Here is a 16944-nt window from a genome sequence, read left to right as displayed (position 1 = left end):
TGTCCGTGGCCTTGTCCGTGGCCTTGTCCGTGGCCTTGTCCGTGGCCTTGTCCGTGGCCTTGTCCGTGGCCTTGTCCGTGGCCTTGTCCGTGGCCTTGTCCGTGGCCTCGGCCGCAGCCTCGGCCTGCTCCTGCTTCTTGTTGGCGATGAGGCTGGTGATCGTGGTGATCACCAGCACGCCGCAGATGACGCCGAGCGAGACCGGGATGGAGATCTCGGGGACGTGCACCCCGGACTCATGCAGCGCGTGCAGCACCAGCTTCACGCCGATGAAGCCGAGGATGACCGAGAGGCCGTAGCTGAGGTGGACCAGCTTCTTCAGCAGACCCCCGATCAGGAAGTACAGCTGACGCAGGCCCATCAGGGCGAAGGCGTTGGCGGTGAAGACGATGTACGGGTCCTGGGTCAGGCCGAAGATCGCAGGGATGGAGTCCAGGGCGAACAGCACATCGGTGGTGCCGATGGCGAGCATGACGATCATCAGTGGCGTCAGGACGCGCTTGCCGTTGATCCGGATGAAGAGCTTGGTGCCGTGGTACCGGTCCGCGACCCCGAAGCGGCGCTCGATCGTCTTGAGAAGACGGTTCTCCTCGAACTCCTCTTCCTCGTCGGCCCGCGCCTCCTGGATGAGCTTCCAGGCGGTGTAGATCAGGAACGCGCCGAAGATGTAGAAGACCCACGAGAAGTTGGCGATGACGGCGGCACCGGCGGCGATGAATATCGCTCGCAGCACCAGCGCAATCAGCACGCCGACGAGCAGCACCCGTTGCTGGAGGTGGGAGGGGACTGAGAACTTCGCCATGATCAGGACGAAGACGAAGAGGTTGTCGACGCTGAGCGACTTCTCGGTGATGTAGCCGGCGAAGTACTCGCCCGCTGCCTGACTCCCACCGAAGATCAGCAGGCCGAGTCCGAAGAGCACGGCCAGCGCGATCCAGACGATCGTCCAGATCCCGGCTTCCTTGGTCGACACGTCATGGGGTTTGCGCCCGATGAAGAAGTCGATGGCAATAAGGGCTGACAGACCAAGAATGGTCAGCACCCAGACGGTCCCTGAAACGTCCACTGCGCCTCCGGCAGTTCGCTACGGCTACTGATCAGCGTCGTCGCTGCCGGAGGTCTCTTCCACCCGGGCGCACGGACTGCGCACCGCGGGCCGACGCCCCGGGACCGGTCACAGTCCGTATTGACGGGAACGCCGCGTATGGAGTACTCCCCTCCGCCCAAAGAACAGTACAGGGAGAACCAAGGAAAGGTAAAGAAGAGGGTAAAGATCTTTCAAAAGAGCAGGTCGGAGGCGGTGGGAGGTAGCTACCGCCGCTTCACGGCTCAGGGGCGCCGGGGGCGACGGGCCGCAGCCACCCTGGCGAGCACCTGCTCAAGGACCCGACTGCCGGGCGGCATCCTCAGTGGCTCGTACGTCCAGGCGTGGCCCACCCAGGGATCGGCCAGGTGATCGTCGGCGACCGGGGTGATCCTGAGCAGCGAGCGCCACAGCGGGTCGAGCACCGGACCGTACGCGCCGGCGTCCTCGCGGTCCGCAACCATCAGCAGATGGACGCCGACCGAGGGCCCCTCGTCGGCGAGGTAGCGCAGCTGGGTGACGGCCCGGTCGTCGAAGCCGTGCGGGAAATCGTTGACGATCAGCAGCTGCTCGCCCGTGTCCAGGTCCGGCGGCAGCGAATCGGCGGCGCCGGCCCGGATCGCCATCTGCACCAGATCGACGCGCCGGGTGAGCCGGGCGAGGACCGAGGCCACTCCCCCGGGTCCGGCGGCGGGCGGCCCGGCGAGGGCCCCGGATTCGACCAGGGGCGCGAGCGCTCCGGCCGCCGAGCCCGCAGGGTCGATGACATGGACGGAGAACTCGTCGGCCGGGTAGACGGCCAGCAGTCGGGCCGCGTGCGCGACCGCGTTCTCCACGGCCAGGCGGCGCAGCTGGGCGGTGTCCATCAGGACCGCGGCCTCGGACGCCGTACGGCCGCTGTCGACCCAGATGCCGCGCTCCAACGGCAGTCGGACCAACAGAGGGATGCGCAGGTCGGGGCTCTCGGGCAGATGAAGGTCGCCGATGCGCAGCGCCATGGGGATCTCCATCGGAACGTGGTGGGCGTGCCAGACGGGGTTGTCCCACCCCGCGTACGCGGCGGGGAGTGCGGGTTCCACGACGGCGCACTCGGCGGCGAGCTGGGCGAGGTCGCGATCGAGGACCTCGCGGGCCCGGGCGGTCAGCTCGTCGCGCTTGGCACGCGCGTGTTCGCGGGCCCGGTCGCCCGCGCCGCCGATTCGGTTGCGCGGGTCGGACAGGGTCCGGTCGAGCTCCTGGTCCATGCGTGACTCGGCGAAGTCGACGGCGCTGCGGTACGCGGCGGTGGTGCGGGCCAGGTCCTCGAACATGCCCCAGATCTGGTTGTAGAGGCGCTCCTCCATGGACCAGCCGGTCGCGTCTCCGGCGACGGGCCGGACGGGGCTGCCCGGCTCGGCGGGCGGCGCGGCGGGAGGAGGCGGCGGGGGTGCGGAGGCCTGACGGCGTGGGTGCGCGTAGTCGATGGGCCCGCCCGTCGTAGCCATGGACGGTGCGGTGGTGGGCTCCGTGAGCGGCTCGGGAGGCTGGGCGGCCGCCGGGGGCCGGGCGGCAGAACCATGACCGTCCGAGGGCGGTACGGGGCCCGCGCCGTGACCGACCCGGTCGGCGTCCGGGGTCCGCGGCGGGGGCGGTGAGACCGATCGGGCCATCGCACGGGCGACCGCGTCCTGGATCGAGTGGGCCAGTTCGGCCGCGTGCGTCAGACCCTGGTCGGCGAGCATGGCGGTGAGGCCGCCCGCGTAGCCCTGACCTACGGCGCGGACCTTCCAGGCGCCCTGGCGGCGGTAGAGCTCCAGGGCGGTGACCGCGGACTCGGTGTCCAGGCCGGTGAGGGTGAAGGTGGCTATCTCGGTGCCTTCGAGCCCGGTGACGGCGACGAACGGTGAGGCGACCCCGCCGAACCGGACCGGGCCACCGACTCCCGTGGGCAGGGCCAGCAGCACGGTGACGCGGTGCACCGAGGCGGGCAGGGCATCGAGGTCCACGGCGAGCCGGTGGTCGGCGGCGGCCTGCCTGGACACTTCGAGCCCGGGCAGCTGGGGCGATCCCGGGTGCGCGACCCACTCGGTGCCGTGCACCGTGCCGTTCTCGTCGCCGAGCGTGGCACCGGCCACGACGGGCGTGCCGGCCGATACCCGGATCTCCAGACGGGTCTGGGGCAAGGTGTGGTTCTGCCCCCGGACCAGCTCGGCCGTCATTGCCCTGTCCCCTCGATGAGTTACCGCTGCGTGGTGCGGTGCTGGGTTGTGCGGTGCGGCGCGGCGCGGTGCGGCGCCATGTGGTGCAGCTCCCGGCGGCCAATGCCTCCGGGAGCTGCGCGTACCGATACCGGCCGGCTGTCCGGCCGTGCCTACAGGTGCGGCAGGATCGACGGCATCAGGTCCTGGAAGGTACGGCCGTTGGCCGGGTTGCCGAGGGCGGTCATCTGCCAGCCGCTCCCCGCACGATGCACCTTCGCCATGATCTGCGCGGTGTACTGCCCGCCGCCGTCCAGCGTGTAGCGGGCGAGCTCCTGGCCGTTGGTCTCGTCGACGATGCGGCAGAAGGCGTTCTGCACCTCCTGGAACGTCTGGCCGGTGAAGGAGTTCACCGTGAAGACGATCTGGTCGATGTGGACCGGCACCCGCTGCAGATCGACGAGGATCGCCTCGTCGTCGCCGCCGGAACCGGCGCCGCCGACCAGGTTGTCCCCGGTGTGCTTGACCGAGCCGTCGTCACTGACGAGGTGGCGGAAAAAGACCACATCGACCGGCTGCTTGTCGGCGAACAGCACCGCCGACGCGTCGAGGTCGATCTCCCGCGTACGCGATCCGAACAGGCCGCGGCGCGGCGCCGCCTGCCAGCCGAGCCCCATCCGTACCGCGGTCAGGGTCCCCCCGTCGCTCTTCTGCAGGCTGATGGCCTGACCCTTGGTCATATTGACCGTCACGCGCTGTCCCCTCTCCGCTTGCCCCGCAACCGTCCGTGCGCGGTTTTGAAAGCACCCTACGCAGTCGCGCCGAGGACGCGGCCGCTTGAGGGTGTTTTTGTGTCGGTCCTGCAACACACCAGGTGCGACGGGGTCAGGCGAGACCCGCCTCTCGCATCTGGCGCAACTCCTTCTTCAACTCACCGACCTCGTCACGCAGTCGGGCCGCCACCTCGAACTGCAGGTCCGCGGCGGCCGCCCGCATCCGGTCGGTCATCTCCTCGATGATTCCGGCGAGTTCGGTGGCGGGCCGGTCGGTGACCACCGCAGCGTCGCCCCCGGCCTTCCTGGAACCGGCTGTCTGACTGCCCAGCGTGGGAACGGGGGCCTTGGCGCCCTTCGTCCGGCGGTAGCCGGTGCCGAGCAGTTGCTCGGTGTCGACCTCCTCGCGGGCGATCGTGGCGACGATGTCGTTGATCTTCTTGCGCAGTGGCTGCGGATCGAGGCCGCGCTCGGTGTTGTAGGCGATCTGCTTCTCGCGGCGGCGATTGGTCTCGTCGATGGCCTGTGCCATCGCCGGGGTGATCTTGTCCGCGTACATATGGACCTGTCCCGACACGTTACGGGCGGCGCGCCCGATGGTCTGGATCAGGGACGTCCCGGAGCGCAGGAAGCCCTGCTTGTCCGCGTCGAGGATGGCGACGAGCGATACCTCGGGCAGGTCGAGGCCCTCGCGCAGGAGGTTGATGCCGACCAGTACGTCGTACTCGCCGGAGCGCAGCTCGCGCAGCAGCTCGATGCGGCGCAGGGTGTCGACGTCGCTGTGCAGATAGCGGACCTGGATGCCGAGCTCCAGGAAGTAGTCGGTGAGGTCCTCGGCCATCTTCTTGGTGAGGGTGGTGACCAGGACCCGCTCGTCCTTCTCGGCGCGCGTGCGGATCTCGTGCACCAGGTCGTCGATCTGGCCCTCGGTGGGCTTGACGACGACCTCCGGGTCGACGAGGCCGGTGGGGCGGATGATCTGCTCCACGAAGCCGTCGCCCCGGGAGAGCTCGTACTTCCCGGGTGTGGCGGAGAGATAGACGGTCTGGTTGATCCGGCTCAGGAACTCTTCCCACTTCAGCGGGCGGTTGTCGAGCGCGGAGGGCAGCCGGAAGCCGTGGTCGACGAGGGTCCGCTTGCGGGAGGCGTCGCCCTCGTACATCGCGCCGATCTGCGGCACGGTGACATGCGACTCGTCGAGGACGAGGAGGAAGTCCTCGGGGAAGTAGTCGAGGAGGGTGTTGGGGGCGGTGCCGGGTGAGCGGCCGTCGAAGTGCATCGAGTAGTTCTCGACGCCGGAGCAGGTACCGATCTGCCGGAGCATCTCGATGTCGTACGTGGTGCGCATCCGCAGCCGCTGGGCCTCCAGCATCTTGCCCTGCTTCTCCAGATCGGCGAGGCGCTGTTCCAGCTCCCGCTCGATGCCGTCGACCGCCTTCTCCATGCGCTCGGGGCCCGCGACGTAGTGGCTGGCGGGGAAGACGTGAAGGGACTGGTCCTCGCTGATGACCTCGCCGGTGAGCGGGTGGAGGGTGGAGAGCGCCTCGATCTCGTCGCCGAACATCTCGATGCGGACGGCGAGCTCCTCGTAGACCGGGAAGATCTCGATGGTGTCGCCGCGGACCCGGAAGGTGCCACGGGTGAACGCGAGGTCGTTGCGGCTGTACTGGATCTCGACGAAGCGGCGCAGCAGCTGGTCGCGGTCGATCTCGTCGCCGACCTTGAGCTGGACCATCCGGTCCACGTACTCCTGGGGCGTACCGAGGCCGTAGATGCAGGAGACGGAGGCGACCACGACGACATCGCGCCGGGTGAGCAGTGAATTCGTCGCGGAGTGGCGCAGCCGCTCCACCTCCTCGTTGATCGAGGAGTCCTTCTCGATGTAGGTGTCCGACTGCGGGACGTACGCCTCGGGCTGGTAGTAGTCGTAGTAGGAGACGAAGTACTCGACGGCGTTGTTGGGCAGCAGTTCGCGGAACTCGTTCGCCAGCTGGGCCGCGAGCGTTTTGTTCGGCGCCATGACGAGCGTGGGGCGCTGAAGTTTCTCGATCATCCAGGCGGTGGTCGCCGACTTGCCGGTGCCGGTCGCGCCGAGCAGGACGACATCCTTCTCGTCCGCGCGGATGCGCCGCTCCAGCTCGGCGATGGCCGCGGGCTGGTCGCCGCTGGGCTGGTAGGGACTGACGACCTCGAAAGGCGCCACCGAACGTTCGATCTTCGAAACGGGCCGCATGCCACCACCGTACGACCCACCACTGACAACCGGGCCGGGTCAGCCGTCGTGCCGGACCGGGGTCACCATTCTCCCGGCGGCGCGGGATCGCGCGGCCGGGAGTGGAACGACGCGGGGTCGGCATGTGTTCCGAACCGCGGCACCTGCCGCCGGGCCGGGATTCCGGGTTGTCGTCCGGCACCGTTCCTGGCCTTGGGGTCGTCCCAGTCCGGGGTGCCCATCACCATCAGGGGGTCGAACATCACGACCACCGCGGCAAGGAGCAGGAAGCAGCCGGGGCCGATCAGCAGCGGTACGAGGGGGGCGGTCGGCCCGTCGGCCGCAGCGGTGCCGGAGAGGGCGCCGGGGTGCAGATGGACACTGAGCGCCGCCATGCCCGTGTAGTGCATGCCGCTGACCGCGACGGCCATCACGACGCTGGCGCCGAGGCTGGGCAGAAAGCCCTGGATGGAGACGGCCGCCCAGAGCGCGGTCGTGGCGGCCACGACGGCGATGACGACAGAGAGTGCCACGGTGACCGTTTCGTACTCGAGCTGTCCCGCAAGGCGCATTCCGGCCATGCCCAGGTAGTGCATGGTGGCCACGCCGAGTCCGGTGATGGTGCCGCCCGTCACCAGTGCCATACGGGTGGCGCCCCGGTATCCGACGATGAAGATGCCGATGGCGACCATGCCGATCGCGACCGCGAGGCTGGCGAACGTGATCGGCTTGTCGTAGTCGATGACCACCCCTTCGACGGAGAAGCCCATCATCGCGATGAAGTGCATCGTCCAGATGCCGGAGCCTATGGAGGTCGCGCCCAGAGCCAGCCAGCCGGCCTTGAAGGAACGCTCGGTTCGCAGCGAACGGGCCGTGCAGCGCAGCCCGAGGGCCGCGCCGAGGCAGGCCATGAGGAAGGCCGCGATGGGCGTCACCGCTCCGTAGCTGAAACCGTCGATCGTGCCCTGCATGCTCGTACGCCCTTCGCGGAAGCCCGGGTTCGGAGGTGACCCTAAGGCGCGAGGCCCGGCAGACAAACAGAAGAGCTGCATTTTACCGACGGGGAATTCGGCCCGTTCCCCCCGGTCTCACACACCCGTGCCCCGGCCTCAGCAGCAGTGTTCACGTTATGGCCATCCTTCGCCTGTCCCTCGTTGGCAGACGGCTGCCACTCTCAGCCCGTACGTTTCTCTGAACAAGGAGCACACGTGTACGCACGTAACGCAACCGCCGCCGTGGCCGCCGCTCTCATGGGTGCTGGCGCGTTGCTGATGTCGACCACCACCGATGCGCAGGCCGCGGCCACGGCCGGGGGCACGGGTACAGGAACGGTCACGGGCGTCCAGACCGTGAGCGCTCAGACCGAGCACAAGAAGTCGGACGCCCCGGTCGTCTTCGCCCACCGGGGCGCTTCGGCCTATGCGCCGGAGAACACCCTGGCCGCTGTCGACAAGGCCGACGCCCTCGGCATCGACTGGGTGGAGAACGATGTCCAGCTCACCAAGGACGGTGAACTGGTGGTCATGCACGACACCAACCTGAAGCGGACCACCAACGTCGAAGAGGTCTTCCCGGACCGCGCTCCGTGGGCGGTCAAGGACTTCACGGCCGCCGAGATCGCCCAGCTGGACGCGGGCAGTTGGTTCGGCCCGCAGTTCGCCGGTGCCCGGGTGCCCACCCTCGAGCAGTACCTGAACCGGGTCGAGCGCAATCACCAGAAGCTGCTGCTGGAGATCAAGAGCCCGGAGACCTACCCGGGCATCGAGAAGGAGACCCTGCGGGTGCTCCGCGAGGAGGGCTGGCTCGACCGCAACCACGTCAAGCACAGGCTCGTCATCCAGAGCTTCGGCGCGGACAGCATGAAGAAGGTGCACGAGCAGCGTCCGGACGTCACGACCGGCTTCCTCGGCACCCCCTCGGTGGCCGATCTGCCCTCGTACGCGGCGTTCACCGACCAGATCAACCCCTCTCACACGTCCGTCTCCGCCGACTACGTGGAGGCGGTACACGCTCTGAAGGGCGCACACGGCAAGAAGCTCCAGGTCAACACCTGGACGGTCAACGACGCTGCGACGGCGGCGAAGGTGGCGGGCTTCGGCGTCGACGGGATCATCACCAACTACCCGGATGTGGTGCGCGAGGCCACGGGCTGACACCTCGGCCGCCCCGTCTCCGCGGCCCGTTGTCAGTGGCCGGCCGTACGGTGGTTCCCATGAACAGCAACGGCGTTGTCGAGTGGGCCGTCATCGAGAGCGACATCGGCCCGCTGCTGCTCGCCGCGACCGACGCGGGGCTGGTGAGCGTGGTCTTCCACGCCCGCCCCCAGGTGCGGGAGAAGGCGATCGGGCAGTTGCGGACCCGACTCGGTGCAGAGCCGGTGGACAGTCCCGGCTCCGCACGGCTCGCCGAGCCGATACGCCAGCTCGCAGCGTATTTCGCGGGATCGTTGCGGGAGTTCTCGCTCGACCTGGACTGGTCGCTGACATCCGGCTTCAACCGCCAGGTACTCCGTGAGCTGGCGGCGGGGGTGGCGTACGGGGCGGTCGTCGGATACGGGGACCTCGCCGAGCGCGTGGGGCAGCCGGGGGCGGCGCAGGCGGTCGGGGCGGCCATGGGGTCCAATCCGCTGCCGGTGGTGGTGCCGTGCCATCGGGTGGTGGAGAGCGACGGCGGACTCGGCGGGTTCAGCGGTGGTCTCGAAACCAAGCGGAAGCTGTTGGCTCTGGAGGGTGTGCTGCCCCAGCCGCTGTTCTGAGTCGGGTCCGGACCGGGTTTCGTACCTGTGTACGGGCTGGCACACTGCGTCAGTGACCAACACCTTCGATGCACCTGATATCCCCACCGGACCCGGCCACCCCGCGCACCGGGTCACGGCGGCCGAGCTGCCCGGACTGCGCCGCAGAACGTCCGCGGTGCTGATAGCCAGCCAGATACTCGGCGGCCTCGGCGTACCCATCGGTATTGCCCTGGCCCCGGTCCTGGCCACGGAGGTGAGCGGCTCCGAAGCGCTGTCCGGGCTGGCCCCGACCGCATCGGTGGCGGGTACCGCACTGCTTTCACTTCCGCTGGCCGCGGTGATGACCTCGCGCGGTCGGCGCCCCGGTCTCGTACTGGCGTATCTGATCGGTGCGCTCGGCGCAGGACTCGTGGTCCTGGCCACTGTCGTGGAGAGCTTCCCGCTGCTGCTGCTCGGCATGGCCGGGTTCGGTGCTGGTTCCTCGGCCAATCTGCAGGCCCGGTTCGCCGCCGCGGATCTCGTCGAACCCGACCGGCGCGGCCGGGCGATCTCCAACGTCATCTGGGCCACGACGATCGGTTCGGTTCTCGGGCCGAACATCGCGGCCCCGGTGGGACAAGTCTTCCGCGGTACCCCAATATCCGAGAAGGCCGGCCCGTTCCTCTTCGCGGCCGGAATCTTTCTGCTGGCCGCCGTCGTGGTCGGGGTGCTGCTGCGGCCGGACCCGCTGCTCACCGCGCGGGCGCTGGCGCCGCAGGACGACGAGTCCCCCGCAGGCCGTTCGCTGCGTGCCGGCATCGCGGCCGTTCGGGCGTCCGCGATGGCACGGCTCGCGCTGGTGACGGTGGCCGTATCGCACACCGTGATGGTCTCGATCATGGTGATGACCCCGGTCGATCTGGGGCATCACGGCGCCGGACTCCAGCTGATCGGCCTGGTCATCAGCGGCCACATCGCGGGTATGTACGCGTTCTCCCCGGTGATGGGCTGGCTGTCGGACCGCTTCGGCCGACTCGCCGTGATCGGTCTGGCGGTCGGGCTGCTCTCCTGCGCCGCACTTCTGGCCGGCACCGCGGGCCCCAGCCATGGCCAGACGGCGGCAGGTCTGTTCCTGCTCGGGCTCGGCTGGTCGGCCGGGCTGGTCGCCGGTTCGGCGCTGCTCACCGACTCCGTACCGCAGCCCGCCCGCGCCGCCGTGCAGGGTCTGTCGGACCTGACCATGAACACGGCAGCGGGCATCGGCGGTGCGATCGCCGGGGTCATCGTAGCCCGGGCGAGCTACGGCTGGCTGAACGTGGTCGGAGCATGCCTGCTGCTGCCGATGGCGGCGCTGGCACTGCGCCGAGCGCTCACCCGGCCGGCCGCGACTGCTGCGCCCGCCTCACCCGACAGGCTCTGAGACTTCAGAGGCTGATGTGGTACGCCTTGCGCAGCGTCTCGTGCACGGTCCACGTCGTACGGTCGCCCTCGCGCAGCACACAGACGTCCCCCGGCCCGATCTCCAGCGTCGCCCCGCCCTCGACCGCCACGGTCGCGCGCCCGCTGACGACCACGAACAGCTCGTTGGCCTCCGTGTCGGTGACCACGCCCGGCGTGATCTGCCAGATCCCGCGCACCTGCTTGCCGTCGGGCGACTCCCAGAGCACCTTGCCGGTCACCACGGGCTCGCCCGAGACGATCTGTGCGGGGTCGAGCGGTTCCGGTTCCAGTTCGGCATCCGGAATGTGCACGGCAAACGAGGCGGGAGCTTGATCGAGTATGTTCATGACCGGTCACCCTAGCGACCGCTTCGAGGCGACTCGGCATCACGACCGGGAGAACATGTGGAGGGGACGGGTGAGCGGAGGAGACGGGTGATCCGGCCGGTGTCCCGGCCACACGTTTGAGGCCGCTGCACCCGCGACAGGGATGTGAACATGTCACTGACTTCGTCGCACGGCACACACCCCTACACCCCTGTCCTCTCCACCGAGGTACAGGCGGCCCTCGCCGCGCACCACCCCGTCGTGGCCCTGGAGTCGACGATCATCGCCCATGGTCTGCCACGCCCCCGCAATCTGCAGGTCGCCGAGGAACTCGAAGGAATCGTACGGTCCGCGGGCGCAGTGCCCGCCACGATCGCCGTACTCGACGGACGGGCCCACATCGGCCTGGACAAAGCCCAGTTGGGGCGGGTCGCCGCAGACCCGGCGATGCGGAAGCTGGGACACCGGGACCTCGCGCCCGCCCTGGCGACGGGCGCGATCGGGGCGACGACCGTGTCCGCGACGGCGTTCCTGGCCGCACACGCGGGCCTGCGCGTCTTCGCGACGGGCGGCCTCGGCGGCGTACACCGGAAATGGACACAGACCCAGGACGAATCCGCGGACCTCCGACTCCTCGCGCGGACCGGCATCACCGTGGTGTGCGCAGGGGTGAAATCGATCCTGGACGTCCCCGCCACGCTGCAGCGACTGGAGACGCTCGGTGTCGGAGTGCTCGGCTACGGCACCGACCGCTTCCCCGGCTTCTATCTGAACAGCTCGGGCGAGCCGGTCGACTGGACCGTGCGGACGCCCGAGCAGGTCGCGGAGGTGATGCGGGCCCAGGACGCGCTCGGCGGTCCCGTCTCCGCGCTGATCGTCGCCAACCCCGTATCCATGGAGGACCAGTTGGATCCCGCGCTCCACGACCGTGTGCTGGCCGAGGCCCTTGCCGCATGCCGGGAGCGCGGTGTCGTGGGCCAGGCAGTCACACCGTTCCTGCTGGACCAGCTCATGCGGGGCACCGGGGGCGCTTCACTGGAGGCCAATCTGGCGGCCGTACGCGGAAACGTGTCGCTCGCCGCGCGGATCTCCTGCGCATGGGCCGCCGCGCAGGACACAGCAGCGCCCCCGGAGGCGCAGGACATGGCGGCGCACCCGAACGCGCAGGACACGGCAACGCACCCGAACGCCCAGGACGCGACACCGCGCCGGAACCCGGCGGCCGGACAATGACCGACGGCGGCCTTCTCGTCATCGGCGACGTGGTCACGGATGTGGTGGCCCGGCACGGAACGGCGCTGATCCACGGTACGGACACCTCGGCGCACATCCGCACCCTACCCGGCGGAGCGGGCGCCAACGTCGCCTGCTGGGCGGCGCGTTCGGGATGTCGCGACGTACGGCTGCTGGCCCGGGTCGGCGCCGACAGTGCGGCCTGGCACGGGGACGCGCTGCGGCGGGCAGGGGTGCGTTGCCTGCTTGCCGTGGACGACGACGTACCGACCGCCACGGTCGTCGCCCTTGTCGATTCCGCCGCCGAGCGCACCTTCCTCACCGACAGCGGTGCCGTGCTCCGCCTCTCCCCCGGCGACTGGTCACCGTCGATGCTCGACGGCATCGCCCATCTCCACCTCTCCGGGTACCTTCTCTTCGCCGCGACGAGCCGGGCGACGGCCCTGCTCGCCCTGCGGGAAGCCCGGCGGCGGCAGATCCCGGTGAGCGTCGACCCGGCTTCGGCCGGCTTCCTCGGTGAGCTGGGCGTCGACCGGTTCCTGACAGCCGTGGAGGGCGTGGATCTGCTGCTGCCCAATGCGGACGAGGCGCGACTGCTCACCAGGCTGCCCGAACCAGCCGACGCCGCAGCCAAGTTGAGCCTTCAGGTGCCCCGGGTGGTGGTCACGCTCGGCAAGGGTGGAGCCCTGCTGGCCGCCGCGGGCGCGGTGACCCGGCACATTCCGGCCGTCCAGGTGCGCGGGGCCGTGGACTCGACGGGCGCGGGCGACGCGTTCACCGGCGGCTTCCTCGCGGCGCACCTGTCGGGGGCGGACGACGCCTCGGCCGTGGAGGCGGGCTGCCGGTCGGGGGCGGAGGCGGTCACCACCGTGGGGGGCCGCCCCGGTCCGTGACCACTACCAGAGGCGGCCGCCCCGGTACACGACGCACCCAGGTCCCTGGACGAGACCGGCCCGCTACCCTCCCTGCCCCCATCCGGCCCAGGCGGGGTGCAGCGGACCATCGGCCCGTACGACCGCATCCGCGCGGGCCGGTGGACGAGACGCTCACCGACCGAGGGCCGGCACCGACGGCGGACGAGCGTCACGCGGGCTGCTTCTTCGCGTCGCAGTCCACCGCGTCGGCATCGTCGGAGAGCGCACTGCCCTCGGGCAGCAGATAGGTCACCCAGAGCACGACGGGCTCGGCCCCCAGGTTGCGTCCGATGTGGCGGTGATCGGCCCCGGACGGCTCGATGAAGGAAGAGCCCGCCGGCGTCACCTCGACCGAGCAGTCGTCCAGAGTGCGCGTCAGCGTCCCGGACTTGACGACGGCGATCAGCTGACCGCTGTGCGTGTGCCAACCGGTGGAGCCGCCCGGCTCGACGGTGATGGACCGGAAGGTCACATCGGTGCGGCCGTTCGGGGTATTCACCTTCAACTTCCCCGCCGAGGTGCCCTTCGCGACCACTGTGCCGCTCACACCGCTGCCGGGTGAGGCGATGGCAGCCGACGGTACGAAGCCGAGCGCGGCAACGCAGCCGCCCATGACCAGGGCCCTGGCGAGTCGCCCCCGCCCTGCCGGCTGCCCCTGCCGCATCCGCCGCCCCCGGCCTCCCCGCTGTCTGCCGATCCTCACGTGCGACTCCTCTGCCTCAGCGCCCCGCAAGCGCCCCGGACACCCCGGACCGCACATCCCAAATATCCTCACGCTACCCGTGAGTTGACGTGTGGAACCCTTGCGATCCGGCGGTCACTCGCCGCGGAGCTCAGCGGCGAGCGGCCCGTCGCCCGACACCTCGACACGGCCGTCCTTGACGGCCTGGGCGAGTGTCAACTCACCCCGCCCGAGCGCCAGGCAGAGCTCGACGTCGAGTGCGATACGGGCGTCGGCGTGGGCGGCAGGACCGTCCCCGTACACAGCCGAACCGGCCGCCGCGCTCGCCGTACCGACACTCTCCCTGCCGCCCCCCGCACCACCGGCGCGCACATGGAACTCGCCCTCTTCCAGGTGGACTTCGACGACCCCCGCATGGGTCAGTCCGTCCAGCGCCCGCAGCAGCGGAAGCGCGAACCAGTGCGCCCGCACCGCATCCGTGGGCCGCCGCTCGGTGAGCGCGGGCGCGCCCCACTCGGCGAGCGCGGCAAGTACGGGCAGCAGCCCGTGGCCGCGCTCCGTCAGTTCGTACACCGAGGCCGCGGCGGGCGGCGGGAGCCTACGGCGGGTGGCCAGGCCGCCCTGCTCCATGTCCTTGAGCCGGGAGGCGAGGACGTCCGTGCTGACGCCCGGCAGGTCGGCATGGAGGTCGGTGTAGCGGCGGGGGCCCGCCAGCAGTTCACGGACGATCAGCAGGGTCCACCGGTCGCCCACGGAGTCGAGGGAGCGTGCGGTGGCGCAGAACTGGTCGTAACTCCGGCGACGGGCCGGGCGGGTTGCGGACTGTTGCTGACGTGGCATGCGACGCAGTCTAGACATGTTGTTGGACTTTCCAAGCCTGAGCTTGGTAAAACCAAGTATCGCAATCAGGTCGGGGAGGCCACCGCATGGAATTCCGGCAGTCCAGCAAGCTCAACGAGGTCTGTTACGAGATCCGGGGCCCGGTCATCGAGCAGGCCAACGCCCTGGAGGAGGCGGGCCACAGCGTGCTCCGCCTCAACACGGGCAACCCGGCACTCTTCGGTTTCGAGGCGCCGGAGGAGGTCGTCCAGGACGTGATCCGGATGCTCCCGCAGGCCCACGGCTACACCGATTCGCGCGGCATCCTGTCCGCCCGCCGGGCGGTGGCGCAGCGATACCAGGCGATGGGCCTGGCGGACGTCGGAGTCGACGACATCTTCCTCGGCAACGGCGTCTCCGAGCTGATCTCCATGGCCGTCCAGGCACTGCTGGAGGACGGTGACGAGGTGCTCATCCCGTCCCCCGACTATCCGCTGTGGACCGCGGTGGTGACCCTCGCGGGCGGCAAGGCCGTGCACTACACCTGCGACGAGGCCTCGGACTGGAACCCGGACCTGGCCGACATGGCGTCGAAGATCACCGACCGCACGAGGGCCGTCGTGATCATCAATCCGAACAATCCGACCGGCGCGGTCTATCCGCGCGAGGTCCTCGAAGGCATCCTCGATCTGGCACGCAGGCACGGCCTGATGGTGTTCGCGGACGAGATCTACGACCAGATCCTGTACGACGACGCCGAGCACCACAGCGTGGCGTTGCTCGCCCCCGATCTGGTCTGCCTCACCTTCAGCGGCCTGTCGAAGACATACCGCGTGGCGGGCTTCCGCTCCGGCTGGATGGTGGTCTCCGGCCCGCAGCAGCACGCGCGCAACTATCTGGAGGGGCTGACCACTCTCGCTTCCATGCGTCTGTGCCCCAACGCGCCCGCGCAGTACGCCATTCAGGCGGCGCTCGGCGGCCGGCAGTCGATCAGGGAACTGGTCGTGCCCGGCGGCAGGCTGTACGAACAGCGCAACCGGGCCTGGGAGAAGCTGAACGAGATCCCCGGAGTGTCGTGCGTGAAGCCGAAGGGCGCGCTGTACGCGTTCCCGCGCATCGACCCGAAGGTGCATCCGATCGTCGACGACGAGAAGTTCGTCCTGGACCTGCTATTGCGGGAGAAGATCCAGGTCGTGCAGGGCACGGGCTTCAACTGGTCGCGGCCCGACCACTTCCGGATCCTGACACTCCCGTACGCTGACGATCTCGACGCGGCGATCAGCCGGATCGGCCGCTTCCTGACCGGATACCGCCAGTGATCGGATGCCCCCGGTGATCTGCCCCGCCTGTCGCGTTCCCGTCCTCACCCAGTTCGCCTCGCCCGAACTCGTCGGCCCGATCGTCGAGGACGGACTCGATCCGGCCACCGATCCGGCGTGGGCGGAGTCGGGCGCGGCGTCACCGGCCGAATACGCGCGCTGGTCCGGTCATCTGTGCGGTATGACCTGCCTGCGCATGGCGCTCGGCGCCGGGAAGAGTTCGGACACCGCTCCGGCGGAGGCCGCCGGGGCCCCGTCCCTGTTCGCGCTGCGCGACGGGGCGCTCAAGTACGGTGCGTACACGGAGGATGCGCAGGGGGCGATCCGGGGCCTCATCTACGCCCCCTTCGCCGAGTACGCACGCGAGGTGCACGGCGTGGACGCCACGGTGCACCGCCATCTCTCGTTGCAGGAGATCCTCGGCCTGCTGGACGGCGGCCGGACGGTCATGGCCTCGGTGCACTACGGCATCCGGCATCCGGAGCGGCCCGCTCCGGGGCGGGGCGGGCATCTGGTGCTGCTGACGTCCCGTACGGCCGACGGCACCGGCGTCCACTTCCACAACCCGTCAGGCACGACGGCGGGGACGCGGGCCGCGGAGCTCGCGCTACCCGACTTCGAGCGCTTCTTCGCGGGGCGCGGGGTGTCGCTTCCCGCGAGCAGCTCATCGTCCGGAACGGGAGCGGGCCCGGGGGCGTAGCCGGCCCCCGAGCCCTGGTGTGCCACCCGTTCGGCACGCCGACACTTTTAAGGACCCGTGTCAGGTATATGTCGCCGCGTCCTGCCTTTAGACGACCGCAGATCGAAGCTCTGCGAGCCGGAGTCGAACCGGCATCTCGACGCCCATGGGCACGGGCCCGTTTGATTCGGCGATGGGTGGCGAATGCTGAGTCTGGAGCAAGAGTCTGAGATTGATCGCGGTCTGCCTCTGCCATTTGGGCTACCCCGGCCCGTTCATGTGCGGGCGGCACAGAATGCCGGGGGAGGACTCGAACCTCCACTGGAACCGCGTCGTCACGACAAGCTTCAGTTTCAGCTTGCGCTCCTCGCGCACCCCGGCCGTAGTGGACGGCCGGGGAATTCACGGCCTGCTGGAGCTTCTCCACCCGGTCCAGCAGTTCGTTGACGCGGCGTGCAGGAAGGGCTCCGGAGAACTTCACGGTAGTCCAGTACCCGATCGGGATGTCCTCGCCGGAACCAGGGCGGGTGCGGTCGGGTACTGTGCCGCGGCTGAGTACCGGGACCAATC

15 protein-coding genes and 1 pseudogene are annotated in these 16944 nt (G+C 69.6%); 7 read left to right on the top strand and 9 right to left on the bottom strand.

Annotated features, from left to right (window positions below):
* From ACZ3IC_RS08610 to ACZ3IC_RS08590, 5 genes are all read right to left on the bottom strand, one after another.
* Positions 1-1066 (bottom strand): TerC family protein (locus ACZ3IC_RS08610; RefSeq protein WP_467413909.1); only part of this gene is annotated, 1066 nt, incomplete at its 3' end.
* Positions 1067-1329: 263 nt separating this feature from the next.
* Entirely contained in the window at positions 1330-3282 is a 1953-nt protein-coding gene (locus ACZ3IC_RS08605) for a TerD family protein (RefSeq protein WP_467413908.1), read from the bottom strand.
* Between the two features lie 152 nt (positions 3283-3434).
* Positions 3435-4013 (bottom strand): TerD family protein, encoded by a 579-nt coding sequence (locus ACZ3IC_RS08600; RefSeq protein WP_096629140.1) that lies wholly within the window; start codon positions 4011-4013, stop codon positions 3435-3437.
* A 133-nt stretch (positions 4014-4146) separates the two neighbouring features.
* Positions 4147-6267 (bottom strand): excinuclease ABC subunit UvrB, encoded by a 2121-nt coding sequence (gene uvrB, locus ACZ3IC_RS08595; RefSeq protein WP_467413904.1) that lies wholly within the window; start codon positions 6265-6267, stop codon positions 4147-4149.
* 62 nt (positions 6268-6329) lie between these two features.
* On the bottom strand, positions 6330-7217 hold the full coding sequence (locus ACZ3IC_RS08590) for an MHYT domain-containing protein (protein ID WP_467413901.1): 888 nt from the start codon (positions 7215-7217) through the stop codon (positions 6330-6332).
* 237 nt (positions 7218-7454) lie between these two features.
* On the opposite strand from ACZ3IC_RS08590, the gene ACZ3IC_RS08585 reads away from it, so the two are divergent.
* From ACZ3IC_RS08585 to ACZ3IC_RS08575, 3 genes are read left to right on the top strand one after another with little or no spacing between them, the layout of a single operon-like run.
* Positions 7455-8399, top strand: coding sequence for a glycerophosphodiester phosphodiesterase (locus tag ACZ3IC_RS08585; RefSeq protein WP_467413898.1), 945 nt, complete (start codon positions 7455-7457; stop codon positions 8397-8399).
* 59 nt (positions 8400-8458) lie between these two features.
* Entirely contained in the window at positions 8459-9001 is a 543-nt protein-coding gene (locus tag ACZ3IC_RS08580) for a methylated-DNA--[protein]-cysteine S-methyltransferase (protein WP_467413896.1), read from the top strand.
* Between the two features lie 52 nt (positions 9002-9053).
* Positions 9054-10382, top strand: coding sequence for an MFS transporter (locus ACZ3IC_RS08575; protein ID WP_467413893.1), 1329 nt, complete (start codon positions 9054-9056; stop codon positions 10380-10382).
* Between the two features lie 4 nt (positions 10383-10386).
* Here ACZ3IC_RS08575 and ACZ3IC_RS08570 read toward each other — a convergent pair whose 3' ends face one another.
* Positions 10387-10749 (bottom strand): cupin domain-containing protein, encoded by a 363-nt coding sequence (locus ACZ3IC_RS08570; RefSeq protein WP_467413890.1) that lies wholly within the window; start codon positions 10747-10749, stop codon positions 10387-10389.
* A gap of 150 nt (positions 10750-10899) precedes the next feature.
* On the opposite strand from ACZ3IC_RS08570, the gene ACZ3IC_RS08565 reads away from it, so the two are divergent.
* Together ACZ3IC_RS08565 and ACZ3IC_RS08560 are read left to right on the top strand one after the other, a co-directional pair.
* Positions 10900-11961, top strand: coding sequence for a pseudouridine-5'-phosphate glycosidase (locus ACZ3IC_RS08565; protein WP_467413888.1), 1062 nt, complete (start codon positions 10900-10902; stop codon positions 11959-11961).
* Positions 11958-12854 carry a carbohydrate kinase family protein gene (locus tag ACZ3IC_RS08560; protein WP_467413885.1) on the top strand — a complete coding sequence of 299 codons (897 nt, stop codon included), beginning with the start codon at positions 11958-11960 and terminating at the stop codon, positions 12852-12854. The genes ACZ3IC_RS08565 and ACZ3IC_RS08560 overlap by 4 nt, the downstream gene beginning before the upstream one ends.
* Positions 12855-13044: 190 nt before the next feature.
* On the opposite strand, the gene ACZ3IC_RS08555 is transcribed toward ACZ3IC_RS08560, so the two are convergent.
* A complete protein-coding gene (locus ACZ3IC_RS08555) occupies positions 13045-13539 on the bottom strand; it encodes a cupin domain-containing protein (RefSeq protein WP_467414055.1) in 495 nt (164 codons plus the stop codon).
* 153 nt (positions 13540-13692) lie between these two features.
* Positions 13693-14397, bottom strand: coding sequence for a winged helix-turn-helix transcriptional regulator (locus ACZ3IC_RS08550; protein WP_467413884.1), 705 nt, complete (start codon positions 14395-14397; stop codon positions 13693-13695).
* Positions 14398-14483: 86 nt separating this feature from the next.
* On the opposite strand from ACZ3IC_RS08550, the gene ACZ3IC_RS08545 reads away from it, so the two are divergent.
* Positions 14484-15695 carry a pyridoxal phosphate-dependent aminotransferase gene (locus tag ACZ3IC_RS08545; RefSeq protein WP_467413882.1) on the top strand — a complete coding sequence of 404 codons (1212 nt, stop codon included), beginning with the start codon at positions 14484-14486 and terminating at the stop codon, positions 15693-15695.
* 4 nt (positions 15696-15699) lie between these two features.
* Positions 15700-16395 (top strand): cysteine peptidase family C39 domain-containing protein, encoded by a 696-nt coding sequence (locus ACZ3IC_RS08540; protein WP_467413880.1) that lies wholly within the window; start codon positions 15700-15702, stop codon positions 16393-16395.
* 382 nt (positions 16396-16777) lie between these two features.
* On the opposite strand, the pseudogene ACZ3IC_RS08535 reads toward ACZ3IC_RS08540, so the two are convergent.
* Positions 16778-16885, bottom strand: a pseudogene (locus ACZ3IC_RS08535) (DUF7873 family protein); the annotation flags it as partial.
* Between the last annotated feature and the right edge of the window lie 59 nt (positions 16886-16944).

The organism is Streptomyces sp. NPDC002958 (assembly GCF_055563255.1).
The sequence above is the reverse complement of the archived record's forward strand: the minus strand, read 5'-3'. Positions and strand labels throughout refer to the sequence as shown.

Excerpts from the sequence above, each read along its gene's own strand:
- ACZ3IC_RS08565 (WP_467413888.1), top strand. The coding sequence starts at position 10,900 with ATGTCACTGACTTCGTCGCACGGCACACACCCCTACACCCCTGTCCTC.
- ACZ3IC_RS08540 (WP_467413880.1), top strand. The coding sequence starts at position 15,700 with ATGCCCCCGGTGATCTGCCCCGCCTGTCGCGTTCCCGTCCTCACCCAG.
- ACZ3IC_RS08580 (WP_467413896.1), top strand. The coding sequence starts at position 8,459 with ATGAACAGCAACGGCGTTGTCGAGTGGGCCGTCATCGAGAGCGACATC.
- ACZ3IC_RS08555 (WP_467414055.1), bottom strand. The coding sequence starts at position 13,539 with ATGCGGCAGGGGCAGCCGGCAGGGCGGGGGCGACTCGCCAGGGCCCTG.
- ACZ3IC_RS08545 (WP_467413882.1), top strand. The coding sequence starts at position 14,484 with ATGGAATTCCGGCAGTCCAGCAAGCTCAACGAGGTCTGTTACGAGATC.
- ACZ3IC_RS08590 (WP_467413901.1), bottom strand. The coding sequence starts at position 7,217 with ATGCAGGGCACGATCGACGGTTTCAGCTACGGAGCGGTGACGCCCATC.
- ACZ3IC_RS08550 (WP_467413884.1), bottom strand. The coding sequence starts at position 14,397 with ATGCCACGTCAGCAACAGTCCGCAACCCGCCCGGCCCGTCGCCGGAGT.
- ACZ3IC_RS08605 (WP_467413908.1), bottom strand. The coding sequence starts at position 3,282 with ATGACGGCCGAGCTGGTCCGGGGGCAGAACCACACCTTGCCCCAGACC.
- uvrB (WP_467413904.1), bottom strand. The coding sequence starts at position 6,267 with ATGCGGCCCGTTTCGAAGATCGAACGTTCGGTGGCGCCTTTCGAGGTC.
- ACZ3IC_RS08560 (WP_467413885.1), top strand. The coding sequence starts at position 11,958 with ATGACCGACGGCGGCCTTCTCGTCATCGGCGACGTGGTCACGGATGTG.
- ACZ3IC_RS08570 (WP_467413890.1), bottom strand. The coding sequence starts at position 10,749 with ATGAACATACTCGATCAAGCTCCCGCCTCGTTTGCCGTGCACATTCCG.